We start from the raw sequence: 22,356 nt of genomic DNA on the forward strand, positions 1-22,356 counted from the left end.
TGGAGATGGCTGTTTAATCCTCCGGCCATGTCCAGGATGGCCAGTAATACCCCTGGCCGAGTTGTGCCCCTGCCTGGCGTGCGCAGGAACGATCCCGTTCAGTCTCAATACCTTCGATAAGCACCTTCCCGGCAAGCCGAAAACAGCGGGAAACCAGTTCCCCCAGCGCAGGGGTGGCGCGCATACGCCAGAAGGTTTCTTTATCGATCTTTATGCCGCTGAGTGGCAGCGGCCAGGATAAGAAGGGCTGGACAACGCTATCGTCAACGTCATCCAGCCAGATGCGGTGACCCTTTATGGTCAGCTGCTTCAGGCGCTGGGCCACCACTTGCCGCTGTGTATCGGAGAGTGTGAAAAAGTCGACAGGGTCGACAATCTCTATATTCAGCGGCGGGCTTCGCAGTTGCAGCAGACGCTGAAAAAGTTCTGGCACCATGAGTACGGTTATCGGCAGATTGATGAAAATATTGTGACAGGCGAGCGCGTTTTTTAGCACACGGAGCTGCACTTCCAGCAGCATAAGCGACTGTTCTGCCGATTGTTTGCGGAAAAAATCTTCACTTTGCAGCGTGGGTGACAGAACGCTGAGCACCTCAACGCCGATCCTGTGTGAAGAGGCGAGGGCAACGATGGGCTCAAGTTTGATGCCGGTGATATCATGAGAAATGTGCTTTAGCCGGGGAGGCGTATAGGTCAGGTTTTGCGCTGTCACTCCATTGTCCTGTTGTCTGTCAGCCTCCAGGCGGCCGGGATACCTTGCACCAGTGTGACGAGGTGGCCTACAGGAAAACAGCAGGCGTTACTTAAAAGCAGCTAAGCCTTTTCGCAGCGGTAAATTCTACGTGGGATGTAGTGAAAATGTTGAAAAAACAGCCGTATTTACAATCAGCTAGCCGTTATCGATACAGATCGGGGAAAAGGCATTGACTCACCTGCCATTGACCGTATAATTCCACGCGTTTCACCACCGCGAAGTTCACGCTTCTCTGTGCGCCCTTAGCTCAGTTGGATAGAGCAACGGCCTTCTAAGCCGTAGGTCGTAGGTTCGAATCCTACAGGGCGTACCATTTAGAAACAGGTACTTACGCCAGTTTCAACCCAGCCTGATTTTCTCCTTGTGTCGTATTTGTGTCATGGTTGCCAAAAATGGCATCTATTTTCCGCGCGTGTTCACTTAAATGGTTCGGCGCCAGGTGAGCATAACGACGGACCATCTCGATCGACTCCCAGCCGCCCATTTCCTGCAGAACTGACAGCGGCACACCGGACTGAATTAACCAGCTCGCCCAGGTATGCCGGAGGTCGTGAAAACGGAAGTCCTCTATACCCGCTTTTGCCAGGCCAATGCGCCAGGCGCTGTTATCGTCCACGCGCATTTTCCGGACCGCCGGAGTGACAGTTTTATCCGGGCGCGTCGATGGTTTCGTGTGAACGAATACCCACCTGGAACTTTTCCCGATCTGATCCCTTAACACCCTGCATGCGGTATCATTCAGAGCCACGCCGATAGCTTTGCCCGCCTTCGCGTTCTCCGGATTTACCCATGCAACCTTTCTCTGCATATCGACCTGCTGCCACTCCAGATCAATGATGTTGGAGCGGCGCAGGCCGGTTGCCAGTGCAAATATCACCACCGGCTTTATCGACTCCGGCATGCAGGCGATAAGCCGTTCTGCCTCTTCCCTGGTCAGCCAGCGGATGCGTTTGCTGATTGGCTTTTTGGTCTTAATGACGGGGGGCGCCTTTATCCATCCCCAGTCATTGGCTGCAGTTTTCAGCAGCGATCGCATAAAAGACAGGTGCTGGCTCTTTGTGGCCTGGCTTACTGGCTTTTCAGTGTACGGCGGCGGCTCCTTTCCCCGACGTATAGCAGCGTCCCGGCGCGACTCCCACACCTGGATGTGCTTGCGGTTGACCATCTTTGATACTGCTTCGTTTACCTGGTCCGCCGTGATGGTCGAAATATCCAGGCCGGAGAAATGCCGAAGGAAGTATTCGATTTTGGTCTTATCGTCATCGAGGGACCGCTTATGCTCTTTCTCACGGATCCACCTGATGCAACATTCCTCAAACGTCCTTGTCGGCAACTCCCCGATTTTATCCACACGCCACGCTTCTGCCTTTAGCCTGTCGTGCAACTCCTGCGCTTGTTTCTTGTCCCCCGTACCAAGAGATCGTCTAATTCTTTTCCCTGACGGCGTAACGAAATGACAGTGCCAGACGCCGCCTCTGAGGGTGATTGACATAAAATTTCTCCTTTATGTTCACCCGCGCTCGCGGAAACAGGATCGCGCGGGTCATGTAAATACGCAATACAGGCGACATCGGTTGTGCGGTATTTATTACCGATCTTCTTGCCTGCAAGCTGGCCTGAGTCGATGAGCCGATAGACGGTCCTAGGTGAAACCTTCAGGAGTTTTGCCGCCTTTTGCGCAGTGAGTGGCTCTGCTGTAACCATCTCCCCTCCTATGACATCGTTTTATAAAACTGCGGCTGGTCTGGCGTTGCCGCGCGGAGTTCGTATTCGAAGTGGATCTGGTAAGTGCCGCCGTCCCATGCGACATAAACCCGCGCCTTATCGTTTTCCGGCTCCAGCAGGCTTTCGACTATCCCCGTCAATCCACCGGTCTTCTTCTGGACTATTGCGCCCACATTAAAAGCAGCCATTGCACACCTTCCGGTTCGTGAAGAAATGAGATGAGAGCGCCCAGCACCATAAGTGCGGCGATGAGCCAGGTCATGGGGTTTGATTGCATGGTGAACTCCCAAAAAGAAGCCCGGCGCGGGGCCGGGCAAAAGGGATTGCGTGGCAGTGCTTTCGCACCCAATAGCCAGCTCATAACTGGCTATCAGTTGCGTCATGGTTTGATGTGGAGGCGCGGCTCGCCGTCTTTCGGCTCCGGCCACTGGCGCGCCATATTCACCTTCAGCTTTTCTTCCAGCGCCGCGGTGATTTGCTCATCGGTGATACCGGCGCGCCGCTGTGCGTCCCATAGCAGGAACTGCATATCAGCCCATTCGCTGAGGTCGCCGGGATCGGCGGCAGCTTCCAGCGCTTCTTTCGAAAGGTGTTTCAGCGGTCCGATAGGTCCGACATTACCGAAGGTCTTTTCTGACCATTCAGCGTGGCGCCGCCGGATCAGGTTTCTGGTGAACTGTGATTTCTTCGATTCGTAAGGTTTCACGCTCTCTCCTCATGCCGCACGCTGGGCGCGCAGCGTAAAATTACTTCCGCCAGGCGAAGGCAATCGGCTCTGGCGTAATCCACAGGTGGCGCATGTTCGCCACGTTCACCACATCAGAACCCCGCGGGTAAATCTCCACGGCATCCCGATCCCCATATCCAACGGCTGACTTTATCTCCTGCAACGCATCCCAGCTGATGCCATCCTTCCACCGGCCAGAACTGCCAATGCTGGTGGTGTTCACCGTTAGGCGGATGACGCCGTTCTCTTCCTGAAACTCCTGGACCAGAAAGTAAGAGTTAGCCCACACGTTGCTCCGCTTGGGGTCGTGGCATCGTACCGGCCACTGCGATTCCGGTACCGGCTTGAGTATTCCGATCACTTTTAAACTCCCCTCTGCTTATTCCTTAACTCGATAACACCTTGGCAATCCGCGCACGTTTGGCAGCCGGGGACGGCAACGCGCCTCGGATCGGGAATTGGTTCGTCGCATCCTTCACAACGCTCAGCTGATACGGCCTTGCGGTTTACTCGGTGAGCGGAAAGGGCAGCGTTGCGCTGAAGCTCTTCAATCTCTGCTGCTGTATCGATGATATCGGCCATGGTCAATGCTCCCGGAACTGTCGGTTAATTCGGTTGAAGGTGAACGCCAGCAATAAAAAAGGAGCCTTAAGCTCCTGGGTGATTAGTGCCTTCATGCTGCACCGCCTTGATTCTTCTCGGCTTCGACCGCCATCCGCTTAAGCCGTCGAGATAGCTCGGCGGCCAGAGTCTGGAATTCTTCCTCGGTCGCCACCGGGATCGGCACAAAGCGAATTCCGATGTGTGCGAGGTGGTTGGCGATTTCGAGGCTCTTCCTCAGATCAACTGGAGAGGCTTTGTTCATGCGGCTTTCTCCCCGGGTAATGGTTTCAGACCATCATTCAGCGTGCGCTCAAGGTTGGACAATATTCCTCGCAACCTCTTTACCTCTTCATCCTCTGTCAGGCGGCGCGTTGCTTCCCATAGCGTCCTTGTCAGTACATAGATAGGGACATTCGGGTCGAGGCCAAGCGCTTTCGCCAGATCTTGCTGAGCGTCGGTTAACCTTTCCTCAGATTCCTCCCGGCGCTTACGTCGGCGTTGCAACTCCTCTTCACTTTCCTGGCGCAGGTTCTTCAGCCTTTCATCGTTATCCCTAATGTGCTGCTCAAGGCGCTCCTTTGAACGATGTGCTCGACAAACAAGATCGGCGATTTCGTTGCCATGTCGCTTCATTAGTTTTTGGTCGCTGAGGTAGGTGTTGATTACGCGGCTTTTTATTTGGGTTCTCTCTGCCTGCCGGGTCATGCCGTCCATAAGCAGCTTCATCCAGGCATCGCGAGGAAGGGTATCAATCTGGCGCATGGTCGGCCCCTTGAGGGTATGCCATCCAGATTCCTTCCGGATCATCAAGCCACAACCATCTGGAATGTCGCTTTTCTTGAGCATGCCTTCAGGAACAGCAAAAACAACGCCGCCTGCGTAGTTGAAGTATTTGGTGTATTTGCCTGCTGTAACGTCAGCCCGGAAATCACTTACGCTGACTTTTACCTCATAGACGACAGGGCAGAACTTGCTGTAACTGTGAGCAATAGAGTAGACATCCGGTCGACACGTACCGGCGGGCCCTAGCTGCATGTCCTCCCAGCAGATGCGCGCTGTGTTCTGGCGCAAATGCTCTGCAAGGTCATGAGCAAGCTCGTTATGACCCCATTTTTTTGTTGTCATTGTTCGGCTCCAAACCGCCCGTTAAGGCGGCCAGTTTTGACGACGAACTCCAGGAGGCTAACTCCCAGAGCTTCAATTTTCTTGTGATGCTTGTTGATGATGGGAGGCACCGTTTCGTTCCAGTTTGGCTTTGGCTTCTTGCGCATGGCCTGCTGGATTTCTTCGGTGCAGCGGCGGCAGGCGGCGCGGATGGCGTTTTCATTTGCTGGCGTCATGCGGCCTCCGTTTTCACAACTTGGATGGCGCAGCCGGGCAGCAGTTCTACCGCGGCGGTGTCGCACTGATTTCCCCAGTGATCCCAGCCCGGCGCTGCGCTTCGGCTAAACAGCTCAATGCGCGGCACATCGCCGTAAAGCAGCTCCAGCCGGTGGCGCACCTCCCAAGGCTTTTCGCTGTGCGCGCCGAGCGGGCTGTAGACCACCTGCTTAATCCCGGCGTGCTTTCGCTCAAGCCCGGCGCCGCGGGTAGCAATCAGCAGGTCTTCAGTATTGGCCCGGGTGTGGTTGCCGCCGTTCATGCGCGTCTCGGCGTTAAGCAGATCGAGGAAGTCGTAAAAGTCGGTGATTTCACCCTCGGCCAGCGCCTTGCTGATGCGCAGCTCGGCGTTCTGATTCAGCTTCACCCAGGTAAAGCCCTTCATCGTGCGAATGGTAAATCCCCAGGCCTCGGCCAGTTCGATAGCCTCCTGGTTATGCGTGCCGGTGTACCACATCGCCAGCACCGCGTTTTCGGCGACAAGCTCCCACACAGGCAGGCGCTTGATGTCGATGAGCTTCATGGTGGGGTAGTGGTCGGCGGCGGCCCCGTTGCTGATGGTGTTGCCGTAAGACCAGGGAGGATCTGCATAGATAAGGGAGTATTTTCCAGTCATTACGAAACCTCACTCACAGAGTCCATAACGGGACGAACAAACAGATGTATCCATGCTAGCTTTCACAAGGTCATACACCTTTCCTCCTCTCCCTGTTTTTGCCCACTCTAGGACTTCATCAACTCCAGGGGTGTTCATTCCGCCGCGCGGGCCATAGAAGCCAGACCATTCAACTCGTTCAACATCAGGTGTAAGTCCATATAGTTGCACTTCCCTCCCTAGAGGAAGGCTGAACTGCTTCATCCACCTTTGGCTTATTTCTCCTACGCTCATCCAGTGAACCCAGCGACTTACAAGGCGAACCTTTAACTCCCATTGCCTGTGCTTTTCGATGTATTCAGGCCAGCGAGCTGCCGTCTCAGCTATTTCCTCTTTATTGCACAGCACGCAGTTCATGCACCCAACGCGCGCAGCTCCTTGCAGGTAAAGCGGATTTGGATTTATGCCAAAGTGCTTGTGAAGCGCGAAAACATCAGAAGCAGTCCATTGGTGGATTGGCAGGAAGTTATAAAGAAACTCCGGGTCCCGCTGATCAGTTGAAAACCTCTCGTACCCGGCACGCTTCGACGACTCATCCGACCGCACTCCGGACCACTGAACGATAATCTCACCATCATCCAACATGGGTTGCATGACAGCGTCGAATGCTATTTGGATCTTTAACTCATCTGTGCAGAAGCGGTCCCGTAGTTGAGGGAACTTGCCATGAAGCAAACAGGCATCAAGAAATGAATTTCCGCTTGGATGCAGAACAGAAAGCGCTGCCTCAAGTGGTGTCTGAAATTCAATACCCCACTTTTCAGCAGTACGCTGCCAGGCCTTGCCAAATTTGGTATCACTTCTTGCCAGGGAAGGCATGATAATCCCCCGGTAGGAGCCCATTCTTATTGCCTGTCGTTTGGTCCATGCTGAGCTGATGGCTTCGCGCCGACGTGAGAAATGCTCCTCTGAGTAAACTCGTTTAACCACGCTTATCGGTTTGCATCCGATTTGCTCATGAATCGTTTTACCGAACTCGATTGTCAGCTCGTGTTCGTTGTCGGTATCGGCCATGACACCTTGTACCTTGTCGCCGAACAGCGCGTTGGCGATCGCCATGGTGGCAGTGGAATCTTTACCGGCAGAAAAGTTAACGATAATTTTGTGGTCTTCGGGGATCCTGAATTCATCGACGTAATGCTGGTAAGCAGATTCGATTTCTTTAATCTTCTGGCCAATATCTGTCGGCACGATAATAATTGGTGCTTCGATCATGCTGCCTCCTGCCTTTCCCGATATTCCTCAGCGAGCCGCTGCGCCTTTAATGGATTGCTGACCACTTCACCCCATGGCATTAGCCAGCCGTTACCAATGAAGGGAAGGCAGAGTGTGCCAACCCTGATGTCGTCGTGAGCGTGAGTCATAGCGATGCCTTTCAGAAGGGGATGTCATCGTCGAACTGAGGATGCTGATTGCTCTGCGATACCTGACGGTTGGCCTGCTGCAGGCGCGATTCAGGGACCGCATTCGGATCCTGCTGATTACCACCCCATCCGCCGCCGCTATGTGATGGTGCGCCCCAGCCACCGCGAGACGAATCGTGAGGTTTGCGGTCGTCTTTGTCTTTCATGGTGCGCTCGAGTGTGGCGATCGCTTCCGCAGGTGTTTTGTCAGTGAATTCTTTATAGGTCAGACGACTTCCCGGCTGGAAAACATGTCTGACTTCGAATTTGTAGCTGTCACTGCCATCTGTCTTGGTGGTGAGGATTTTTTGCAGGAACAAGCCGACACGCTTACCTTCAAGAGCTGGCAGACACCATTCAGGACCGCTTTGCCCCTGTCGCTGTTGCGCCTGAGCGTCTTTAACCTGCGCAGCCCACATGATGGCGGCGATCAAACCCATACCAAAAGTCTGCGTGCCGTCGCGCCCGAGGAAGTTGATGCGCAGGAAGTTTGCTTTCTGGCCGTCAGCGTCGAGCGAAAGAACAAGCGCCTGCGACTGTGAGCCGTCCTTGCCGAACTCATACACAGCGGAGGTGATCACCCCTTCGTATGCGCCGGTTTCAGAAATGCCAGCGGAGGATCCTGCTTTGAGCGCTGCTTCTGCCGACTGCTGGTTCCAGGTAAAGCTGATTGGTTGGTTCATCGTTATCTCTCTTATAAGTCAGTGAATTCAGAAATTGCGTTGTCGAACGCCGCCAGGTCGTTATCCATGTCAGTCACTTCTGGCCCGAACAGGTCAGGAGGACATTTCACGGTGTCGTTGTCGTCGCCCTTCAACAGGAAAAGGTGTTTTCCGTCGCGCTTGATGATGCGCAGAACGATTGGGAAGTAGCCTTCGGGTGTGAGCTTTTCGTTAAGCATCTTGCCGACGGTCTTCATCCTGATTTTCCCTTCGCTCTCTTCGGTGTGAGCGAGGAAGTAAACGCGGAAGTCGTCAGGGAGCTGGGTTGCAGCTTCGATGATGCGCCAGGCGTGCTCCGCCATTTCGGTGAACTTGGTGTAGCCAGTCTCATAGGCCCGGTCCATGTTCTCGTGCTGCATGATGGCCTGGAAGTCATCAATGATGAGCATCCGGCGACCGCTACGCGCAGCGTTTTGGATTACTTCGAACAGATGCCGGGCATTTCTGATGTCGACCACGTTCCCTCGCTGAATAGAGTTATCCGGCAGGCGTTTACCGTGAAGCTTCCAGCCGTTATTGCGGAACGGAAGGGCCTTACGAATACATCGAGCGAGAATGGCATTTTCCGGGTTAACGTTGCGGATGCTGTACGTCTTGCCATACCCGGAGTCGGCAAGGATGAGAGTCATCACCGCCATAAGTCACCCCTTAATCCAGTGTTTGATGGTGAAGAGAATGTCTTCGTCGTCGCTGTTGCTGGACAACCAGCGGAGATAGCCAGGGTCGACCTTCGCAATTTCTTCAAAAGTCAGGCCCTTGTGCTTGCCGAACCGGATCGCCTTAATCAGTGACGGGCTGTTTGAAATGGCGCGCATTTCGCCAAATGTCCATTTCGCCAGGCGGCCCATGTAAAGAAGCAATTCAGCAGTGACGTAGCAGTCATACAGCGCGCGGTGTGCATACAGGCCTTCGGGTAGTTCAGGTTTCAGGCCAAGGCTGTAGCGCAGGTACTGGTTACTGTGGCTTGGGTGATCAGGGAGAAGGGCGCGGGCCAGCTTTGCAGTACAAATCCATGGCGCGTCGATTTGCGGCAGTTTAGACTTGTCGAACTTCGCGTTGTGCGCGACGTAAGCCTGCGCGCCAAGGTAACGCCCGATAACCTCGCCAATCAGCGGGGCGTCAGCGACCATATCTTCGGTGATGTGGTGGATGGCCATAGCCTCGAAACTGATCGCTTCAGTGGGCTTCACAAAGTCGCTCATGGGATTGCAAATAACACCGTCAACAATATCCACGCTGGCAATCTCCAGCACACTGCCTTCCAGGCTGGTAGTTTCGGTATCAATAACTCGCAACATGCTTAATCTCCGTAAGGTGGTCGTTAACTGCGTCAAATTCTGCGAGCTGGTGGGCCAGTGATTCGAGGTCTGCCGGCTGCAGGTCATACAGCAGGCAGAGCATGGCAACCATCAGCAATCCTGTCTGCTGAGTTACCATCGCGTTCTCCGTGATGTTTTGGTGCGGGAAGGGTTCTGGCGGAAGAACTTCTCAGCGCAGCCTTTGTCGTTGCAGAAATGTTTTTGTGACGTCGACATGTAGGTCGATACCGTCTGAACAATGCAATCGCTCTTATGGCGCCGCGCGCCGCAGTAAGCACACATTACAGAGCTGAGGTACTCGGTAGCCGAGTCGAGAATGATGCTTTCGGCAAAACTGCCGGGCACGCCACGGGAATCTACATACTCAATCATGTTCTCGGTGCGCCCGGCGCTGTTGGTGAATGACCCGCGCCCGGTAAGTTTGATGATTTGCCCGCCGAGTTTGAGTCGGGATCCTTCTGGCAAACTTGCCAGACGTTCAGAGGTTAATCGCTCGTAAGGTTGCATAAATACTCCTTAAAAAGTGCGTGCGAAGGACGCCCGCGTAATGCCAGGCCGATCGGTTGAATAGGGTGGTTACTGCTGCGCGATGGATTTCGCCGGGAACTCGCCGTTGCGGAGGATGCTTTCTACCGGCCAGCACTCAGCTGACACTTTCTGCTCTGTCGCTGCCTGGCTGCATTCCTGCTGGCTGTCGTATACGCCGAGAATCACATCCTGATAATCACCGTTGGTCATTGCCACGGTAAGGACGAGCGCGAATAAAGTTTCCATCAGTGAAGAGTCCTCCCGATGGCGACGGCGTAAAGACGCTTTGCTTCTTCCCACGCCGGAGCATTGCGATGGAGTACCGCGAACGACGCGAGCCGTTGGGCTTCTCTGATCTGCTGCTGGTTTACCATGATTTCCTCTTGGCCTTATCGCGGCGAACGGAACGGTTAATACAAGACTTCTGCGCTTGTGCGAAAAAAAAAAAAGTGGCGGTGGATGGCCGCCGGTTGTCATAACTAAGCCGCCTCGGTGAAGCGACTGAGGTATGAAAAAAGCCGCTGGTTAGGCGGACTTGATGGTGATGTCATCTGAATCGAGTATTCCTGAAACATCTATATGGGTTATCTTTATGCCCTCGCTGCCGTCCATTGGAGGCCAGCCTTCAACCCCTTCACCCTTCGACCAGTCGAACTCACTAACAACTCCGTAGGTGTTGTAGTTTTGACTCAGTGCAATGAGCAGAGCCTCCTTTGCCAGCATTACCAGCACCGCATTCAAAACTGATCCCTGGCGCTCCAGCCGGTAATCGGCGTTCGACCAGAAATTGTTAATCTCATGCAGCTTTTCATCGGTCATTACGTCGTGGTCTATCTCAACCGTTAGCTCCGCCTTCCAGTCATAGTCGACTGTGTATTTTTTAACGTTCCCCATCGCCTTACCCTCTGTCGTTACCCGCTGATGCGGGAGAAATGTTTTGGTGGTCTGGTGGCTGGAGTCGAACCAGCTTCCATCGGTGCGCTGCCGATTGGGTTACGCGCGCCTTGCGGTTTTCATCGCGAATTTTTGCCGCAAGCCTATTCCCTAGCTCGCCGTTGAGCTTCACCACACCCCAAAACATTCCACGGTGTGCCCCGGCATAATCCGGGGCTGAATGTTGGTTTTCAGTCGTCACTGTTACCTGTTACATAACTCCTCCGATACGGTGCGCCGCGTCGAAAAGGGTGGCAGCGGCTAGCCATTTGAACGTGATGCCCAATCGGGCGTGAAAGATTCTGTGATTCAGCCCAACCCACTCAACTTCGAATGGACTGGAATAAATCTCTTTGCGCTTCGCACCTCTCATCCCGTCAGTGTTGCCCGTTCCCACGCCTTTATCGCTCTCGCGAGGGGGTAGCCTTCTCACCGACCGGTTCGCCGCCGGTGATACGCCGCATTTTGTGCGTTGGGGTCTAAACAGGATTACTGAGTGCTGTTCCGACTTTGTATGTTGTTAAAAAGCAGGCGACTTGCTGTCCGCCGCTGGCTAACTTCGCTCAGCTGTCGATGTTTCGTTTCGATGAGTTGATAATCACAGAATGTGTTTATGTAGTCAACACGAAATGTGATTATAGTTGAACACAAATTGTGTTGTTATTGAATTCTATGGAAATTTATTTTTCGACAGGCATAAAAAAAGCCCACCTAAGTGGGCTTCAATCATGATGATGGTTCTGGAGAGGTTACTTGTATGTAGTGGTCCCTGGGTTTGTATACGCGTGATTAACAACGACGCCATCTCGGATCAATACCTCAAGAACCTTTTTCGAAACATCGACTTTTGGCTTAGTGGAGAACATTCTTACGGCTGCATTAGAAGTTACGTATTCGTAGATCCACTTAACTTCATTGTCGCTAACGATCTCCTTTTTCACTGGTTCACCCATCAAGCGGAGAAGGTCTGCTTCTGTAGTCTGCTTACTAACGATTTGAGAAATCTTTGTTTCATCAAAGTCTTTTCCAGCATGGGCTGTGCTCTTCATAACACATCCAGATAACAGCGCGGAAACTGCCAAAGCCAAAAATATTTTTTTCATTCCTAGTTCCATCCTCATTGGTCTTCAAAGCTTCATCATAGTTTGAATGGCAACACCAATAATTCTGCAGTTACCATTAATTGGGATCAGGGGATACTGCGGATTGAGGCCTTTGAGGTATTTATTACCGCCGTCGATAACCAACTTCTTGAATGTCGCCTCATTAGCGTCGGTAAGTTTAGCTATTACCAGGCTTCCATTTACTGGTTCTTTCCCGGTATCGACTAGAACCATCATACCCTCAGGGATGCTTAGTCCAACGGATGATGTCATAGAGTCACCCTGAACACGCAACCAGAAAGCCGTTCCCTCTATATGAGCGTCAGATTCATACCATTCCTCTATGTCTTTCAGAGTATATGGCTCATTAGCCTCACACCACGCCCCTGCGCTTACCCAGCTAATCAACGGATACTTTGCTCCTGGCTTGTAATGTCCGACAAAGTCATCCCCAAATAATAGCTCAGGGGCGGATATACCCAAAGCTTTGGCGATAACCTCTGCATCATCAACGCTCACACTACGTGTGCCCGCCTCATAGTTTCCTATGCGTGATTGCGAAGCCCACCCGCAAAGATCAGCCAAAGCCCTCTGAGAGAGGCCTTTTGACTCACGAATACGCTTAATTCTGCTGGCTATAGATTCATTTTTTTTCATACGCATATTTTTATCACGTAGCGTGTTGAAATGCCTTTCACGATTTGTGTTGATTAATAATCACGAATTGTGTTTAATGATGCTGAGTGACCATTCTTGAAAGGATCAGCATGAACAATATCGCCAACGAACGTAAGAAGCTTGGCATCACTCAATCAGAGTTAGCAGGTTCGTGCGGCTGGAACCAGTCCCGCCTTGCTAACTATGAAGCTGGCATACGAGCACCAGACCTGGATTCGTGCCGCCGCCTGGTTGAGGCGATGAATAAGCTTGGGAGCAATACATCTCTCGATGCGTTGTTTCCACCAAAAAATAACGCCGCCTGATTGGCGGCCCTAACCACGAAAGGGAAAGCAATGCATTCACTTGCGTATCAACACAATACCGGAATACACCCGGGAGCGGTGATAAACCGCGCTCAACCTAAGGCGGCGCCAGACCACGAAAAGATCCGCGATGCGGTCCGGGCATGGTCGTCGGCGCTGGACAATCAGGACGTGGTGTCAGCGCTGATCATCAACGAATACCGGGAGCAGGGCGGGACCGCCATCAGCTTCCCGGAGGACATCAGCCGGGCGCGCCAGAAGCTTTTTCGCTTTCTGGATAACCGTTTCGACTCTGAGCAGTACCGCGAGAACGTTCGCCAGCTGACGCCCGCAATCATGGCGGTACTTCCACTGGAATTTCGCAACCGCCTGGTACCGAAGAACGACACGATGTCGCTGATCGCATCAGCGATGAAAGAGTGTGCTGAAGCTAAACAGGCCGTGCTGCTGGACGCTCCAGAGCATCAAAAGCTGAAAGAGGTAAGCGAGGGTATAGCGTCGCTGTTCCGCCTCATGCCGGAGCAGGTGGGGCCTCTTATGACGATGGTTACGTCGATGTTGGGGGTTATGTGAGAACTACAGAAATGGCGAAAGCCGGTCTGCGCGAACAGAACCGACTTTCTGGTGCAAAAACGAGAGTAGTTGCAGGAGGAATAATGGCAAAAAAACCACGCTATTTCCATACCGCTGTACATAAAAACATTACCCGTGACCGCTTTGTCCGTTCCGTTAACCCGGAAGTGGCCGAAAAGATGCGCGCCATCCTGGAAGAACTGAAACGCAAGGAGAGCGGTCGTGGATAATCTCGCAAAAGTAATACCTTTCAGACCGTCTGTATCGGTCGTGGAGCGTCAGGTGGCAGATATCGATGATGGGTATACCCGCATCGCTAACGAGCTGCTGGAAGCGGTTATGGCTGCTGATTTAACGGCTCGCCAGCTGAAGGTCGTTCTGGCGGTGATCCGCAAAACCTACGGGTTCGGGAAAAAGTTTGACCGCATTACCAATACCCAGATTTCAGCGATGACCGGTATTCACCATACACATGTCTGCAAGGCCAAAAACGAGATGATTGCAATGAACATCATCGTTACCAATGGCCTGGCGATCGGGGTGAATAAGGTGATTTCTGACTGGAATTTCAGCATTAGCCAACATGGCAAAACATTAGCCGAAACAGCTAATGAAACATTAGCCGATTCAGCTAATACCCATAAGCCAACTCAGCTAAACACAAAAGAAACTATTCAAAAGAAAGAAAGAAAAGATCCCCCTAAATCCCCCAATGGGGGATGTGGCGGGCAGGAAGAGAAACCGGCTTCACAGAAAAAACCAGCAATCGACTATCAGGCTGTGATGTCAGCATACAACTCAACCCTGGGAGACAGATTGCCGCAGGCAGAGGCCCTTAACGACAAGCGTCGCCGTAATATCAAGCGTCTGTTGTCTGAGTTGAAAGAACCAACGGTAGAAGCAGTTGAGAACTATTTTTCAGCGTTCTCCCGTACTGCAAAGCCGTTTTATTTTGGTGACAACGACACCGGCTGGCGTGCCAGCTTTGACTACCTGTTGCGTTCCGAAACACTGGTTAAAACGCGGGAGGGTTCACTTTGAACACTGAACTCCTGACCGTACCTCATAACCTCGAAGCAGAGCAGAGCGTACTGGGTGGCATCATGCTGGATACCGGCAGCGAACGTTGCCAGAAAGCCATGGCCATGTTGAAACCTGAATCTTTCTATCTGCGTGCACACCAGGTGATCTTTGCAGAGATGCGCGAGCTGGTGGCAAAACAACGGCCGGTTGACCTGATCACCCTCATTGAGTCGCTGGAGGCTAAGAGTCTTGAAGAGATGGCTGGCGGTTTTGCCTATATGGCTGAGTTGTCCAAGAACACGCCGAGCGCAGCGAACATCGTTCACTACGCCATGGTGGTTCGCGAGAAGGCCATGGAACGCTACGGCATCGACATGACAACGAAGGCAACCGAACTGTTGTATGCGCGAAACGGGATGACTACAGCTGAGAAGTTTGAAGCAATTCAGAGCCTGTTCACGGAGATCAGCGATTACGCACGCACCGGTAAAAAGACCGGGCTCCGCTCATTCCATGACGCGGTATCTGACTGGACTGAAGAATTTGACGAACGCTGCAAGCCTAACGGTCGTAGTCGTGGGCTTTCTTCCGGGCTGCCGTCCCTTGACGATTTGCTGGGCGTTAAGCGCATCGTGCGAGGCAGTCTTTTCGTCATCGGCGCGCGACCAAAGATGGGGAAAACCACGCTGTACACGCAGATGGCCGTTAACTGCGCCACCGTGGAGAACGAGCCAGCATTGATGTTTTCGCTGGAAATGCCTGAAGGGCAGATGGTCGAGAAGATCACAGCCCAGCAGAGCCGCCTTACGCCAAACCTGTTCTACCCGGACATGACCAAAGAAGATTTCGGTTACCGCGGCGACTGGGATGGGGACATCCAGAAAGCGACCGGAGTGATGAGCGCGCTGATCGACACCAATAACCTGATGATTGACGACACTCCTGGCATTGGGCTGGCACATATCGTGGCTGAGGCACGCCGTATTAAGCGCGATCGAGGCAAGGTTGGCATGGTTCTGGTCGACTACCTGACACTGATGACTGCCGATAAGGCTGAGCGTAACGACCTGGCGTACGGGCTGATCACTAAAGGCCTGAAGATGCTGGCCAAGGAATTGGACTGCGTTGTCGTGCTGCTGACCCAGCTTAACCGAGATCTGGAGAAGCGCACCAACAAACGCCCACTGCCGAGCGATTCCCGCGACACCGGGCAGATCGAACAGGACTGCGATTACTGGTTGGCCATCTACCGCGAAGGTGCCTACGACGAAACCGTAAACCAGAGCGAAACAGAACTGCTTCTGCGACTAAACCGGCACGGCGAGACCGGTGTCGTGTACTGCCAGCAGCGCCACGGCGCGATTTATGACTGCGATCAGGAAGCTGCCAGTCAGCGCCGTCGCGAGAAAGAAACAAAACCTGCACAGCGAGGTGGATTCTGATGACTGGAAGAGAGGCTATCGAGTGGTATCTGGAAGGTTACGGCTCATTCACTGCGGAGCTGGTATGCGAAGCAACCGGAGTGTCCCGCTCTCAGGTGCTGGCGGCATCGTTCAAGATGCGACAGAACGGCGAGATCGTCCTTCGCGAACGTAACTGGCGCACCAATGTATACGTGGCAGCCGAAGACGACGAAGGGAAGCCGATCAACCGCGACGGCGAGAACACAATTTTCCAGGAGTGCCGCAACAGCGCGGCGATGAAGCGAGTATTGATGGTTTGGGGGAGGGTAGGGGTATGAGCGTGAAACGTTATGACGTAATGAGCTACAGCTTGGATGTGGACGGAAATTCAGGCCCATTTGTGAAACACGAAGAATACGCAGCACTTGAAGCCAGGTGCGCGGCACTGGCTGCGGAGTTGAGTGCATTCGAAAGAATCTGCAACGAGGCAGTGTTCATCACAGATGAGCACTATGAGCAATGCCCGCCAGAAGTGCAGAAAATGATTCGCTTTCTGGTTGTGTTGAAAATTCCTTCGTACCAGGCTTTCATGGCTGAAGTGCGGGCTCAGGGTGTGGAGATGTTAAGAGATTCTATTGCTGAAATTGAGGGCGGCATTGAAGACACGATCGATCTGCATCACTACTGCTCTGACTTCGCCGCCGAAGTTCGCAAAGGAGCGCAGTCATGAGCAACGCTATCGACGCGCACCTGACTGATGAGGTGATCAATGCAGCATTCGAAAACACGAATTTCGGTCGCTCTGATTTCCATACCATCCTGGCTGAAACAGTCATGAAGCGTGCGGCCGGGTATCACTCAGGATGGACCGCAACGACAATCTGCGCGCGCCTCGGCCTACTCGGTAAACAGGAGCGGCCAACCAAGCTCGGGCTGACGTTCGCTTTCCATCACTACTACAAGCCATGCGTGCGTGAAGCGCTGATGCCTTCCCAGGAGTCCGCCCAATGAGCAACATCGACAAACAGGCTGTGCAAGCAGTTGCCGATTTGAAAGCTGGTTACACCATCGGTCACGCTGATGTGGCAATCCTGAATGAGCTGATGCGTATCGCGCTGGCATCGCTCGAAGCGGAGGCTGTTTATTTTGTTGAAATTGAGGACGGGCAGGACATAAATGCTGGTCGCATAGAAGGGGGAAATAGACCTGATTTGAGCCTTCTTCCTGATGGCATTAACCATCTATACGCCGCCCCGCCAGCGTCGGTAGAAAACACAGGACTCCAGCGCAAGGCAGCAATTCACGATGCACTGTGCGAAAAGTACAACGTCGAATCACTCATTGATTTTGTTGAATGGCAAAGGAATCACATTGCTGAACTTGAAGCAGCACCGCCCGCTCCTGTTGGTCATGGTGAGGCAGAAGTAATGCCGGATTATCCTGGCTACGTAATGACGCAGCGCGAGTGCTTTGAGGCTGGCAAGAAGGCGGGGATGGCTGAACTTGTAACGACGGCTAACAAGTTGCCACCGCATGTTTACCGCGAGCTTGTTAATAGCCTGCGCGATACAGCAGTTAAGTATCAAGGATGTCAGCAGTTACGCGAGCAATTAAGCCGCACCTTGCAGGAGGTAATTGAGCCAGCAGCACCTCAGCAGGAGGTGAAGTGATGGACGCATTCAGAGAATTCAGCGCGACGGACTGGTTATTTTTCGCAACGCTGTTGATCGTATGGTTTTACATGGTCGCAAAAGCGTATAGCTGGTTAATAGGAGTACTGCTTCGCCGCGGTTGGAGATTGTGGAATCGCAAGGACGAGCAAACCCTGGCTATGGACTCGTTTTATGAGGCGTTCAGGCTGGCAGACATCGAACCTGGGCAGAGGGTGGTCATTACTACCGAAAGCGGAATGACGATCCATATCATCCGGCCAAAAGGTGATCGACATGCCTAACCCATTCGACGCAGGAAGGCTGTAAGAAAAAATAGCAAACTATTTCTAACTCATTGATATATACACATGTTTTACAATTTAACTGCTTCATTTCCTCTTGCTTGGTGGTACATTCATTTGGCGATGTAAAACCAACAGGAGGCGTTATGAGTATCGATCAACTTTGCATGAAACAAGAGTGTTGGGCATTGGAGATGCTTGGTAGGGTTGGCGCTTTAACACAGTGCCCTCATCATGAGGGCGCTTATGTTGATGAGGGCATAGAAGAGTCCGACATCTACAAATACGCAGCCGGAGCTTATAAAAAAAGCAACGGTAGTCATCTATTCGAAAGCTTTAAAGAGATGACTGATGCTGTTAAAAGCGCATACGAAGAGCACGGTGGAAATGATGTTTGCCCGCTGTGCTTTAAACGCGTGGACGACTAACTCATTGGCCTCTCCGGAGGCCTTTCTCTTCAGTTGATTTTGTTGAATCAACCGTCCATACTTTCTTTGCTGATGGTCTGAACACCCATTGGTGACTTCTGCGCATTTAAGGGGACTTAAATGCGACCACAATCTGAACTCCTCACCTTGTCACAGATGCAGAAATGCACCTGCGATTTCCTGCATTCTGCGTTACCTCTAGGAGGTGGCGTATGAAACAGCACTACTACATCGTTAACGACACCGTTAAACACAACCTTATCGAATACATCCGCACCCTACCGGTAAACCCTCGCGCGCCGATGGTAGTCGAGGCCCGGGATGAGACCCGCACCGACAAGCAAAACCGTCTGATGTGGCCACTGCTTAAGGACCTGTCTGATCAGGTGGTCTGGCACGGAGAAAAGCTAACCCGCGAAGAGTGGAAAGACCTCATTACCGTTCTGGTAAACCAGACGCAAGACCAGGAACAGAAATCCGCGCCGGGCATCAACGGCGGCCGCGTTTATTTCGGCGTCCGCACATCCAAATCCAGCAAACGCTACATGGTCGACGTCATCGAGGCGATTTACTGGTTCGGTACCGACCGCGGCGTGAAGTTCTCCGAAGCATCCAGTAAGCGCATCGCCTGGGCGCAAGAGTGGAGGGCTTCCCGTGGGTAGTCCTCTCGCACGCGTCATCACAAACGAAATCTTCCGCGTCCCGGCGCGCCGCCAGCGCAAGCAAGCGGTTAAGCCTTCCGACATCCCGACCATTAAGGGCTACACCGCCCGCCTGGTGGATCAGAAATGGCTGCGTCTCGCGGCACGGAGGAATCATGCGTAAACCATCCCGCCGTAAGTGCAAAGTATGCGGTGAATACTTCGTGCCGAAATTCCACGACATCCGGATCCGCTGGTGCTGCCCGGAACACGGCGCAATCCTCGCAATGGAAGAACGCGAGAAGGAGAAGGTGAAAGCCGCCGCTAAGCGAATCAAGGAGCAGAAAGAGGCAGAGAAGGCCGGGCGCAAACGCCGCAAGGAACGCCTGGCAGAGCTACGGCCTGCCGGGTACTACAAGGCGCAGGCTCAGCAGGCATTCAACGCCTACATCCGGGCGCGTGATGCTGATTTGCCATGCATCAGCTGCGGAGAGACCAATCCCCCGGATCTGCACGGCGGCCAGTGGGACTGCGGCCACTTCAAAACGGTCGGCGCTAACCCTGAATTGCGCTTTGAAGAGCGTAACGCCCATAAGCAGTGCAAATCCTGCAATGCCGGGGCTGGCAAGTACACCGCCAAAGAGGCGACGGTCGCGCAGCAATACGAAGCTGGTTTGGTCGCTCGTTACGGCCAGGAATACGTTGACTGGCTCAACGGTCCCCACGAAATGACCAACTACCGCCGGGAAGACTTCATTCGGATCCGCGATGAGTACCGCGTCAAGCTCAAAGCACTGAAACAGCGGGAGGCCGCATGAAACTTGAGTCTTTATTTCTGCTGGCCTTTTACCTCATTCCGCTGATCGCGATGGGCATTATCAGTCATATCAATTACAAAAAATGTCGCATTCAGTTCTCAGCAATCAGCAAAGGCATTCGGTTTCAAAGAAAGTACCAAATGCTGAAAAGCCTTCACCCAGACCGGGAGGACTTATGAATTTTTCAGAACTTCTCCGGTACCAGGCAGAAAGCGTTAAGCGCGCCAGCCTGCCGCCAGTAGCAAAGCATAGCCAGACCAAAACCAACCAGCCACATAAGGAAGCCGCATGAACAGTCAGCAACTGGAATACGTACGTCAGCAGCTCATTGTGGCGACCGCAGATCTGAGCAGGGCGACGAAAGGGCAGCTGGTAGCTTTCGCCGAGAACGCGCAATTCACCGCGACGGCGCGCAGCCGGGGACGGAAAAAGGTATTCGACAAGGATAAGCAGCACATGGTCAACCCTGACGGACCACCGATGAGCGGCAGCCAGTCCCGCGCCAAAGGCTCATCAATCGCGCTGGTTGGGCCGGTGGAGTTCGTGACCGCTTCCTGGCGCCGGGCTGTGCTGTCGCTTGAAGAGCACCAAAAAGCCTGGCTTCTGTGGAACTACAGCGAGAACATCCGCTTCGAGTACCAGGTGGCGATCACCCAGTGGGCGTGGGCAGAGTTCCGGGAACAGCTCGGCGCGAAGAAGGTGGCCGGCAAGACGATGGAGCGGCTGAAAAAACTGATATGGCTGGCCGCGCAGGACGTCAAAGAGGAACTGGCAGGGCGTGAGAAGTACGAATATCAGGCGCTGGCGTCGCTGGTTGGCGTAACGCCAAAGAACTGGTCAGAGACGTTTACGGACCGCTGGGTAGAGATGCGCCGCATCTTCCTGCGCCTGGACAGTGGAGCTTTATTGCAGGTTACGCGATCACGTTCACAACAAAAGGCGACAAATTTAGACTCAAGTCTTGCAAAACTGGATTGAAACGCATATATTTCATGTAAATCTGATATCGTCGCCATAGCTTCGTAGGTCGACAAAAAATTAAGAGCCTCGCTATCGTGCGGGGCTTTATTTTACATCCGAGAATTTTGCCCAAAGGTATTCCTTGAGGCGAGCGTTTCGGGTTGGGTGCGCCAAAGGAGCCATCGTAGGCCAGACCTCTTTGAGGGCGGCAGTGTCGCGAGAGCTGCAAACCGATGACCGCCGGGAAAGTCCGGCACCAGAAAGAATGACAGAGCCCGAGGTTTACACCTTGGGCTTTTTTATTTGCGGTACGCCGCACTCAGAACCCACTACCTGGGACCCTTCGGCCAGAGAGCCGACATTGCCTTACCCTCATCTTCCCGGCCTGTCGCCGGGTTTTTTTATTCAGGCCGCAGACAATCAATTCCAGATGCCCCGTAGCTATCGTGTCTGACGGCCTTTCCCCACTACACAAACAGCACCCCGTTTTTTCGGAGGTGATATGGCTAAACGTATGCAAGATAAAGAAAGCATTGCCGGAGTGTCATGGCTGATTGTCCTTGCTCTGTCATGCTGGGGCGGCCTGGTCCGATACCTTATTGACGTTAAGCAGAACAAAGCCACCTGGAGCTGGATCAACGCGCTGGCGCAAATTGCAGTGTCCGGCTTTACCGGTCTTATTGGTGGCCTGATCAGCGTTGAAAGTGGGCTGAGCCTTTACATGATTCTGGTTACGTCTGGCATTAGCGGAGCGATGGGCTCCGTGGCGCTAACGTACTTCTGGGAACGCCTGACGGGGATGAAGAATGCAAACCAGTGATAAAGGCATTGTCCTGATCAAAGAGTTCGAAGGCTGCAAGCTCACCGCCTACCAGGATAGCGTCGGCGTCTGGACGATCGGCTATGGCTGGACTCAGCCTGTCGACGGGAAACCAATCCGCGCCGGGATGACGATTAATCAGGAAACGGCAGAGCGTCTGCTGAAGACAGGACTGGTCAGCTACGAAAGCGACGTTTCCCGCCTGGTTAAAGTTGGCCTGACTCAGGGGCAATTCGACGCCCTGGTGTCGTTCACGTATAACCTCGGTGCCCGGTCACTGTCGACATCGACTCTCCTGCGAAAACTCAACGCCGGTGATTACGCTGGTGCAGCCGATGAGTTCCTGCGCTGGAATAAAGCTGGTGGCAAAGTCCTGAATGGCCTGACCCGTCGGCGTGAGGCGGAGCGTGCTCTGTTCCTGTCTTGATTGGCGCACTGGTTAAGCGTTACTGGCTGCAGTTGCTGGTGGTGGCGTTAATCGGTGTGCTGGCGTTCTTCGTGAACCACTACCGCGACAATGCCATCACCTACAAAGACCAGCGCGATAAGGCCATCAAGAACCTCACCCTGGCTAACGCCACCATCAAAGACATGCAGGCCCGCCAGCGCGATGTCGCTGCGCTGGATGCCAAATACACCGGAGAACTGGCTGATGCCAAAGCTACTATCGATCAGCTTGAGCGCGATGTTGCTTCTGGCAAGCGTCGGCTGCAGCTCAACGCCAGATGTCCCGCGAACGGAACGGCCAGCACCGGCGGCATGGGCGATGCTTCCGGCCCCAGACTTACTGACTCTGCTGAACGGGATTATTTCACCCTCAGAGAGCGAATCGTCACAGTGACGAAGCAGGTTGGCTATCTGCAGGACTACATCAAAGAACAGTGCCTTAATTAAAGAGGAT

The 22,356-nt window shown here is 53.3% G+C and carries 42 protein-coding genes, 1 tRNA gene and 2 pseudogenes; 23 read left to right on the plus strand and 22 right to left on the minus strand.

Annotated features, from left to right (window positions below):
- Window positions 1-13: 13 nt before the first annotated feature.
- Window positions 14-712, minus strand: coding sequence for an EAL domain-containing protein (locus tag EXW94_RS15265; protein ID WP_174340433.1), 699 nt, complete (start codon window positions 710-712; stop codon window positions 14-16).
- Between the two features lie 278 nt (window positions 713-990).
- Between EXW94_RS15265 and EXW94_RS15270 the strand changes: the two genes are divergently transcribed.
- Window positions 991-1,067 (plus strand) — tRNA-Arg (locus tag EXW94_RS15270).
- Between the two features lie 15 nt (window positions 1,068-1,082).
- Here EXW94_RS15270 and EXW94_RS15275 read toward each other — a convergent pair.
- From EXW94_RS15275 to EXW94_RS15360, 18 genes and pseudogenes are all read right to left on the minus strand, one after another.
- A complete protein-coding gene (locus EXW94_RS15275; protein ID WP_309232512.1) occupies window positions 1,083-2,240 on the minus strand; it encodes a site-specific integrase in 1,158 nt (385 codons plus the stop codon).
- Window positions 2,123-2,458: a helix-turn-helix domain-containing protein gene (locus EXW94_RS28520; RefSeq protein WP_174340435.1), complete on the minus strand. Its 336-nt coding sequence runs from the start codon at window positions 2,456-2,458 to the stop codon at window positions 2,123-2,125. The genes EXW94_RS15275 and EXW94_RS28520 overlap by 118 nt, the downstream gene beginning before the upstream one ends.
- Window positions 2,459-2,466: 8 nt before the next feature.
- On the minus strand, window positions 2,467-2,667 hold the full coding sequence (locus EXW94_RS15285; RefSeq protein WP_174340436.1) for a hypothetical protein: 201 nt from the start codon (window positions 2,665-2,667) through the stop codon (window positions 2,467-2,469).
- Window positions 2,668-2,864: 197 nt separating this feature from the next.
- Window positions 2,865-3,137, minus strand: a pseudogene (locus EXW94_RS15290) (DUF550 domain-containing protein); the annotation flags it as partial.
- Between the two features lie 88 nt (window positions 3,138-3,225).
- Entirely contained in the window at window positions 3,226-3,567 is a 342-nt protein-coding gene (locus EXW94_RS15295; RefSeq protein WP_174340437.1) for a hypothetical protein, read from the minus strand.
- Between the two features lie 2 nt (window positions 3,568-3,569).
- Window positions 3,570-3,788 (minus strand): TraR/DksA family transcriptional regulator, encoded by a 219-nt coding sequence (locus tag EXW94_RS15300; RefSeq protein ID WP_174340438.1) that lies wholly within the window; start codon window positions 3,786-3,788, stop codon window positions 3,570-3,572.
- Window positions 3,789-3,879: 91 nt separating this feature from the next.
- Window positions 3,880-4,071, minus strand: coding sequence for a DUF1382 family protein (locus tag EXW94_RS15305; RefSeq protein WP_174340439.1), 192 nt, complete (start codon window positions 4,069-4,071; stop codon window positions 3,880-3,882).
- Window positions 4,068-4,934: an MmcB family DNA repair protein gene (locus EXW94_RS15310; RefSeq protein WP_174340440.1), complete on the minus strand. Its 867-nt coding sequence runs from the start codon at window positions 4,932-4,934 to the stop codon at window positions 4,068-4,070. The genes EXW94_RS15305 and EXW94_RS15310 overlap by 4 nt, the downstream gene beginning before the upstream one ends.
- Window positions 4,931-5,149, minus strand: a complete 219-nt coding sequence (locus EXW94_RS15315) for a hypothetical protein (protein ID WP_032680689.1) — start codon at window positions 5,147-5,149, stop codon at window positions 4,931-4,933. The genes EXW94_RS15310 and EXW94_RS15315 overlap by 4 nt, the downstream gene beginning before the upstream one ends.
- Entirely contained in the window at window positions 5,146-5,805 is a 660-nt protein-coding gene (locus EXW94_RS15320; RefSeq protein ID WP_174340441.1) for an MT-A70 family methyltransferase, read from the minus strand. Before EXW94_RS15320 ends, EXW94_RS15315 begins: the two co-directional genes overlap by 4 nt.
- Window positions 5,806-5,814: 9 nt before the next feature.
- Window positions 5,815-7,059: a phosphoadenosine phosphosulfate reductase family protein gene (locus tag EXW94_RS15325; protein ID WP_174340442.1), complete on the minus strand. Its 1,245-nt coding sequence runs from the start codon at window positions 7,057-7,059 to the stop codon at window positions 5,815-5,817.
- Window positions 7,056-7,208 (minus strand): DUF1317 family protein, encoded by a 153-nt coding sequence (locus EXW94_RS15330; protein WP_006809793.1) that lies wholly within the window; start codon window positions 7,206-7,208, stop codon window positions 7,056-7,058. Before EXW94_RS15330 ends, EXW94_RS15325 begins: the two co-directional genes overlap by 4 nt.
- A gap of 11 nt (window positions 7,209-7,219) precedes the next feature.
- On the minus strand, window positions 7,220-7,930 hold the full coding sequence (locus EXW94_RS15335) for a hypothetical protein (RefSeq protein ID WP_045307572.1): 711 nt from the start codon (window positions 7,928-7,930) through the stop codon (window positions 7,220-7,222).
- 11 nt (window positions 7,931-7,941) lie between these two features.
- The gene (locus EXW94_RS15340; RefSeq protein WP_174340443.1) at window positions 7,942-8,607 is read right to left on the minus strand and encodes an ATP-binding protein; all 666 of its coding nucleotides are present in this window, start codon (window positions 8,605-8,607) and stop codon (window positions 7,942-7,944) included.
- A gap of 3 nt (window positions 8,608-8,610) precedes the next feature.
- A complete protein-coding gene (gene exoX, locus EXW94_RS15345; protein WP_174340444.1) occupies window positions 8,611-9,267 on the minus strand; it encodes an exodeoxyribonuclease X in 657 nt (218 codons plus the stop codon).
- A complete protein-coding gene (locus EXW94_RS15350) occupies window positions 9,251-9,406 on the minus strand; it encodes a hypothetical protein (RefSeq protein ID WP_162876078.1) in 156 nt (51 codons plus the stop codon). Before EXW94_RS15350 ends, exoX begins: the two co-directional genes overlap by 17 nt.
- Window positions 9,400-9,795 carry a hypothetical protein gene (locus EXW94_RS15355; RefSeq protein WP_174340445.1) on the minus strand — a complete coding sequence of 132 codons (396 nt, stop codon included), beginning with the start codon at window positions 9,793-9,795 and terminating at the stop codon, window positions 9,400-9,402. The genes EXW94_RS15350 and EXW94_RS15355 overlap by 7 nt, the downstream gene beginning before the upstream one ends.
- Window positions 9,796-9,864: 69 nt before the next feature.
- A complete protein-coding gene (locus EXW94_RS15360) occupies window positions 9,865-10,062 on the minus strand; it encodes a DUF1482 family protein (RefSeq protein ID WP_028013595.1) in 198 nt (65 codons plus the stop codon).
- Window positions 10,063-10,130: 68 nt separating this feature from the next.
- On the opposite strand from EXW94_RS15360, the gene EXW94_RS15365 reads away from it, so the two are divergent.
- Window positions 10,131-10,295 (plus strand): hypothetical protein, encoded by a 165-nt coding sequence (locus EXW94_RS15365; protein WP_174340446.1) that lies wholly within the window; start codon window positions 10,131-10,133, stop codon window positions 10,293-10,295.
- Window positions 10,296-10,341: 46 nt separating this feature from the next.
- Here EXW94_RS15365 and EXW94_RS15370 read toward each other — a convergent pair whose 3' ends face one another.
- From EXW94_RS15370 to EXW94_RS15380, 3 genes are all read right to left on the minus strand, one after another.
- The gene (locus tag EXW94_RS15370) at window positions 10,342-10,710 is read right to left on the minus strand and encodes a DUF2528 family protein (RefSeq protein WP_174340447.1); all 369 of its coding nucleotides are present in this window, start codon (window positions 10,708-10,710) and stop codon (window positions 10,342-10,344) included.
- A 788-nt stretch (window positions 10,711-11,498) separates the two neighbouring features.
- Window positions 11,499-11,852: a hypothetical protein gene (locus tag EXW94_RS15375; RefSeq protein ID WP_174340448.1), complete on the minus strand. Its 354-nt coding sequence runs from the start codon at window positions 11,850-11,852 to the stop codon at window positions 11,499-11,501.
- Window positions 11,853-11,876: 24 nt separating this feature from the next.
- Complete coding sequence (locus EXW94_RS15380; RefSeq protein WP_110108193.1) at window positions 11,877-12,515, minus strand: LexA family transcriptional regulator; 639 nt, start codon at window positions 12,513-12,515, stop codon at window positions 11,877-11,879.
- A gap of 104 nt (window positions 12,516-12,619) precedes the next feature.
- Between EXW94_RS15380 and EXW94_RS15385 the strand changes: the two genes are divergently transcribed.
- The 21 genes and pseudogenes from EXW94_RS15385 to EXW94_RS15475 all read left to right on the plus strand — a co-directional run bounded on the left by EXW94_RS15385 (window position 12,620) and on the right by EXW94_RS15475 (window position 22,349).
- Window positions 12,620-12,835, plus strand: coding sequence for a helix-turn-helix transcriptional regulator (locus EXW94_RS15385; RefSeq protein WP_032676295.1), 216 nt, complete (start codon window positions 12,620-12,622; stop codon window positions 12,833-12,835).
- 30 nt (window positions 12,836-12,865) lie between these two features.
- Window positions 12,866-13,408, plus strand: a complete 543-nt coding sequence (locus EXW94_RS15390; protein WP_174340449.1) for a toxin YdaT domain-containing protein — start codon at window positions 12,866-12,868, stop codon at window positions 13,406-13,408.
- A gap of 11 nt (window positions 13,409-13,419) precedes the next feature.
- A pseudogene (locus EXW94_RS15395) lies at window positions 13,420-13,497 on the plus strand (replication protein); the annotation flags it as partial.
- The gene (locus tag EXW94_RS15400) at window positions 13,492-13,638 is read left to right on the plus strand and encodes a hypothetical protein (RefSeq protein WP_165569684.1); all 147 of its coding nucleotides are present in this window, start codon (window positions 13,492-13,494) and stop codon (window positions 13,636-13,638) included. The pseudogene EXW94_RS15395 and the gene EXW94_RS15400, both read left to right, overlap by 6 nt.
- The gene (locus tag EXW94_RS15405) at window positions 13,631-14,449 is read left to right on the plus strand and encodes a replication protein (protein WP_174340450.1); all 819 of its coding nucleotides are present in this window, start codon (window positions 13,631-13,633) and stop codon (window positions 14,447-14,449) included. Before EXW94_RS15400 ends, EXW94_RS15405 begins: the two co-directional genes overlap by 8 nt.
- 11 nt (window positions 14,450-14,460) lie before the next feature.
- Window positions 14,461-15,873, plus strand: coding sequence for a DnaB-like helicase C-terminal domain-containing protein (locus EXW94_RS15410; protein ID WP_174340662.1), 1,413 nt, complete (start codon window positions 14,461-14,463; stop codon window positions 15,871-15,873).
- The gene (locus EXW94_RS15415; RefSeq protein ID WP_080395566.1) at window positions 15,873-16,172 is read left to right on the plus strand and encodes a hypothetical protein; all 300 of its coding nucleotides are present in this window, start codon (window positions 15,873-15,875) and stop codon (window positions 16,170-16,172) included. Before EXW94_RS15410 ends, EXW94_RS15415 begins: the two co-directional genes overlap by 1 nt.
- The gene (locus EXW94_RS28255; RefSeq protein WP_254797845.1) at window positions 16,169-16,564 is read left to right on the plus strand and encodes a hypothetical protein; all 396 of its coding nucleotides are present in this window, start codon (window positions 16,169-16,171) and stop codon (window positions 16,562-16,564) included. The genes EXW94_RS15415 and EXW94_RS28255 overlap by 4 nt, the downstream gene beginning before the upstream one ends.
- Window positions 16,561-16,845, plus strand: coding sequence for a hypothetical protein (locus EXW94_RS15425; RefSeq protein WP_254797846.1), 285 nt, complete (start codon window positions 16,561-16,563; stop codon window positions 16,843-16,845). The genes EXW94_RS28255 and EXW94_RS15425 overlap by 4 nt, the downstream gene beginning before the upstream one ends.
- A complete protein-coding gene (locus tag EXW94_RS28260) occupies window positions 16,842-17,504 on the plus strand; it encodes a hypothetical protein (RefSeq protein WP_254797857.1) in 663 nt (220 codons plus the stop codon). The genes EXW94_RS15425 and EXW94_RS28260 overlap by 4 nt, the downstream gene beginning before the upstream one ends.
- A complete protein-coding gene (locus tag EXW94_RS15430) occupies window positions 17,504-17,788 on the plus strand; it encodes a DUF4752 family protein (protein ID WP_174340663.1) in 285 nt (94 codons plus the stop codon). The genes EXW94_RS28260 and EXW94_RS15430 overlap by 1 nt, the downstream gene beginning before the upstream one ends.
- A 146-nt stretch (window positions 17,789-17,934) precedes the next feature.
- The gene (locus EXW94_RS15435; RefSeq protein WP_097414431.1) at window positions 17,935-18,216 is read left to right on the plus strand and encodes a hypothetical protein; all 282 of its coding nucleotides are present in this window, start codon (window positions 17,935-17,937) and stop codon (window positions 18,214-18,216) included.
- A gap of 212 nt (window positions 18,217-18,428) precedes the next feature.
- Window positions 18,429-18,878, plus strand: a complete 450-nt coding sequence (locus tag EXW94_RS15440) for a recombination protein NinB (protein ID WP_174340451.1) — start codon at window positions 18,429-18,431, stop codon at window positions 18,876-18,878.
- Window positions 18,871-19,041 (plus strand): NinE family protein, encoded by a 171-nt coding sequence (locus tag EXW94_RS15445; RefSeq protein ID WP_174340452.1) that lies wholly within the window; start codon window positions 18,871-18,873, stop codon window positions 19,039-19,041. Before EXW94_RS15440 ends, EXW94_RS15445 begins: the two co-directional genes overlap by 8 nt.
- Window positions 19,034-19,675 carry a recombination protein NinG gene (locus EXW94_RS15450; RefSeq protein WP_174340453.1) on the plus strand — a complete coding sequence of 214 codons (642 nt, stop codon included), beginning with the start codon at window positions 19,034-19,036 and terminating at the stop codon, window positions 19,673-19,675. Before EXW94_RS15445 ends, EXW94_RS15450 begins: the two co-directional genes overlap by 8 nt.
- Entirely contained in the window at window positions 19,672-19,854 is a 183-nt protein-coding gene (locus EXW94_RS15455; protein ID WP_045332559.1) for a hypothetical protein, read from the plus strand. The genes EXW94_RS15450 and EXW94_RS15455 overlap by 4 nt, the downstream gene beginning before the upstream one ends.
- A complete protein-coding gene (locus EXW94_RS28265) occupies window positions 19,851-19,967 on the plus strand; it encodes a hypothetical protein (protein ID WP_254797847.1) in 117 nt (38 codons plus the stop codon). Before EXW94_RS15455 ends, EXW94_RS28265 begins: the two co-directional genes overlap by 4 nt.
- Entirely contained in the window at window positions 19,964-20,653 is a 690-nt protein-coding gene (locus tag EXW94_RS15460) for a bacteriophage antitermination protein Q (RefSeq protein ID WP_174340454.1), read from the plus strand. Before EXW94_RS28265 ends, EXW94_RS15460 begins: the two co-directional genes overlap by 4 nt.
- A 496-nt stretch (window positions 20,654-21,149) precedes the next feature.
- Complete coding sequence (locus tag EXW94_RS15465) at window positions 21,150-21,455, plus strand: phage holin family protein (protein WP_122008274.1); 306 nt, start codon at window positions 21,150-21,152, stop codon at window positions 21,453-21,455.
- Window positions 21,442-21,882, plus strand: coding sequence for a lysozyme (locus EXW94_RS15470; protein ID WP_058647153.1), 441 nt, complete (start codon window positions 21,442-21,444; stop codon window positions 21,880-21,882). The genes EXW94_RS15465 and EXW94_RS15470 overlap by 14 nt, the downstream gene beginning before the upstream one ends.
- A complete protein-coding gene (locus EXW94_RS15475) occupies window positions 21,879-22,349 on the plus strand; it encodes a lysis protein (RefSeq protein WP_174340455.1) in 471 nt (156 codons plus the stop codon). Before EXW94_RS15470 ends, EXW94_RS15475 begins: the two co-directional genes overlap by 4 nt.
- Window positions 22,350-22,356: the final 7 nt, after the last annotated feature.

The organism is Enterobacter sp. JMULE2, assembly GCF_013337145.1.
Classification (GTDB): Bacteria; Pseudomonadota; Gammaproteobacteria; order Enterobacterales; family Enterobacteriaceae; genus Enterobacter; species Enterobacter mori.

Coding starts and splice junctions, on each gene's coding strand:
- EXW94_RS15330 (WP_006809793.1), bottom strand. CDS start 7,208: ATGACTCACGCTCACGACGACATCAGGGTTGGCACACTCTGCCTTCCC.
- EXW94_RS28520 (WP_174340435.1), bottom strand. CDS start 2,458: ATGGTTACAGCAGAGCCACTCACTGCGCAAAAGGCGGCAAAACTCCTG.
- EXW94_RS15365 (WP_174340446.1), top strand. CDS start 10,131: ATGGAGTACCGCGAACGACGCGAGCCGTTGGGCTTCTCTGATCTGCTG.
- EXW94_RS15370 (WP_174340447.1), bottom strand. CDS start 10,710: ATGGGGAACGTTAAAAAATACACAGTCGACTATGACTGGAAGGCGGAG.
- EXW94_RS15415 (WP_080395566.1), top strand. CDS start 15,873: ATGACTGGAAGAGAGGCTATCGAGTGGTATCTGGAAGGTTACGGCTCA.
- EXW94_RS15465 (WP_122008274.1), top strand. CDS start 21,150: ATGCAAGATAAAGAAAGCATTGCCGGAGTGTCATGGCTGATTGTCCTT.
- EXW94_RS15440 (WP_174340451.1), top strand. CDS start 18,429: ATGAAACAGCACTACTACATCGTTAACGACACCGTTAAACACAACCTT.
- EXW94_RS15470 (WP_058647153.1), top strand. CDS start 21,442: ATGCAAACCAGTGATAAAGGCATTGTCCTGATCAAAGAGTTCGAAGGC.
- EXW94_RS15375 (WP_174340448.1), bottom strand. CDS start 11,852: ATGAAAAAAATATTTTTGGCTTTGGCAGTTTCCGCGCTGTTATCTGGA.
- exoX (WP_174340444.1), bottom strand. CDS start 9,267: ATGTTGCGAGTTATTGATACCGAAACTACCAGCCTGGAAGGCAGTGTG.
- EXW94_RS28255 (WP_254797845.1), top strand. CDS start 16,169: ATGAGCGTGAAACGTTATGACGTAATGAGCTACAGCTTGGATGTGGAC.
- EXW94_RS15390 (WP_174340449.1), top strand. CDS start 12,866: ATGCATTCACTTGCGTATCAACACAATACCGGAATACACCCGGGAGCG.
- EXW94_RS28265 (WP_254797847.1), top strand. CDS start 19,851: ATGAATTTTTCAGAACTTCTCCGGTACCAGGCAGAAAGCGTTAAGCGC.
- EXW94_RS15320 (WP_174340441.1), bottom strand. CDS start 5,805: ATGACTGGAAAATACTCCCTTATCTATGCAGATCCTCCCTGGTCTTAC.
- EXW94_RS15355 (WP_174340445.1), bottom strand. CDS start 9,795: ATGCAACCTTACGAGCGATTAACCTCTGAACGTCTGGCAAGTTTGCCA.
- EXW94_RS15380 (WP_110108193.1), bottom strand. CDS start 12,515: ATGCGTATGAAAAAAAATGAATCTATAGCCAGCAGAATTAAGCGTATT.
- EXW94_RS15360 (WP_028013595.1), bottom strand. CDS start 10,062: ATGGAAACTTTATTCGCGCTCGTCCTTACCGTGGCAATGACCAACGGT.
- EXW94_RS15425 (WP_254797846.1), top strand. CDS start 16,561: ATGAGCAACGCTATCGACGCGCACCTGACTGATGAGGTGATCAATGCA.
- EXW94_RS15450 (WP_174340453.1), top strand. CDS start 19,034: ATGCGTAAACCATCCCGCCGTAAGTGCAAAGTATGCGGTGAATACTTC.
- EXW94_RS15300 (WP_174340438.1), bottom strand. CDS start 3,788: ATGGCCGATATCATCGATACAGCAGCAGAGATTGAAGAGCTTCAGCGC.
- EXW94_RS15455 (WP_045332559.1), top strand. CDS start 19,672: ATGAAACTTGAGTCTTTATTTCTGCTGGCCTTTTACCTCATTCCGCTG.
- EXW94_RS15430 (WP_174340663.1), top strand. CDS start 17,504: ATGGACGCATTCAGAGAATTCAGCGCGACGGACTGGTTATTTTTCGCA.
- EXW94_RS15285 (WP_174340436.1), bottom strand. CDS start 2,667: ATGGCTGCTTTTAATGTGGGCGCAATAGTCCAGAAGAAGACCGGTGGA.
- EXW94_RS15305 (WP_174340439.1), bottom strand. CDS start 4,071: ATGAACAAAGCCTCTCCAGTTGATCTGAGGAAGAGCCTCGAAATCGCC.
- EXW94_RS15315 (WP_032680689.1), bottom strand. CDS start 5,149: ATGACGCCAGCAAATGAAAACGCCATCCGCGCCGCCTGCCGCCGCTGC.
- EXW94_RS15435 (WP_097414431.1), top strand. CDS start 17,935: ATGAGTATCGATCAACTTTGCATGAAACAAGAGTGTTGGGCATTGGAG.
- EXW94_RS15310 (WP_174340440.1), bottom strand. CDS start 4,934: ATGACAACAAAAAAATGGGGTCATAACGAGCTTGCTCATGACCTTGCA.
- EXW94_RS15400 (WP_165569684.1), top strand. CDS start 13,492: ATGGCAAAAAAACCACGCTATTTCCATACCGCTGTACATAAAAACATT.
- EXW94_RS28260 (WP_254797857.1), top strand. CDS start 16,842: ATGAGCAACATCGACAAACAGGCTGTGCAAGCAGTTGCCGATTTGAAA.
- EXW94_RS15325 (WP_174340442.1), bottom strand. CDS start 7,059: ATGATCGAAGCACCAATTATTATCGTGCCGACAGATATTGGCCAGAAG.
- EXW94_RS15335 (WP_045307572.1), bottom strand. CDS start 7,930: ATGAACCAACCAATCAGCTTTACCTGGAACCAGCAGTCGGCAGAAGCA.
- EXW94_RS15460 (WP_174340454.1), top strand. CDS start 19,964: ATGAACAGTCAGCAACTGGAATACGTACGTCAGCAGCTCATTGTGGCG.
- EXW94_RS15385 (WP_032676295.1), top strand. CDS start 12,620: ATGAACAATATCGCCAACGAACGTAAGAAGCTTGGCATCACTCAATCA.
- EXW94_RS15350 (WP_162876078.1), bottom strand. CDS start 9,406: ATGGTAACTCAGCAGACAGGATTGCTGATGGTTGCCATGCTCTGCCTG.
- EXW94_RS15340 (WP_174340443.1), bottom strand. CDS start 8,607: ATGGCGGTGATGACTCTCATCCTTGCCGACTCCGGGTATGGCAAGACG.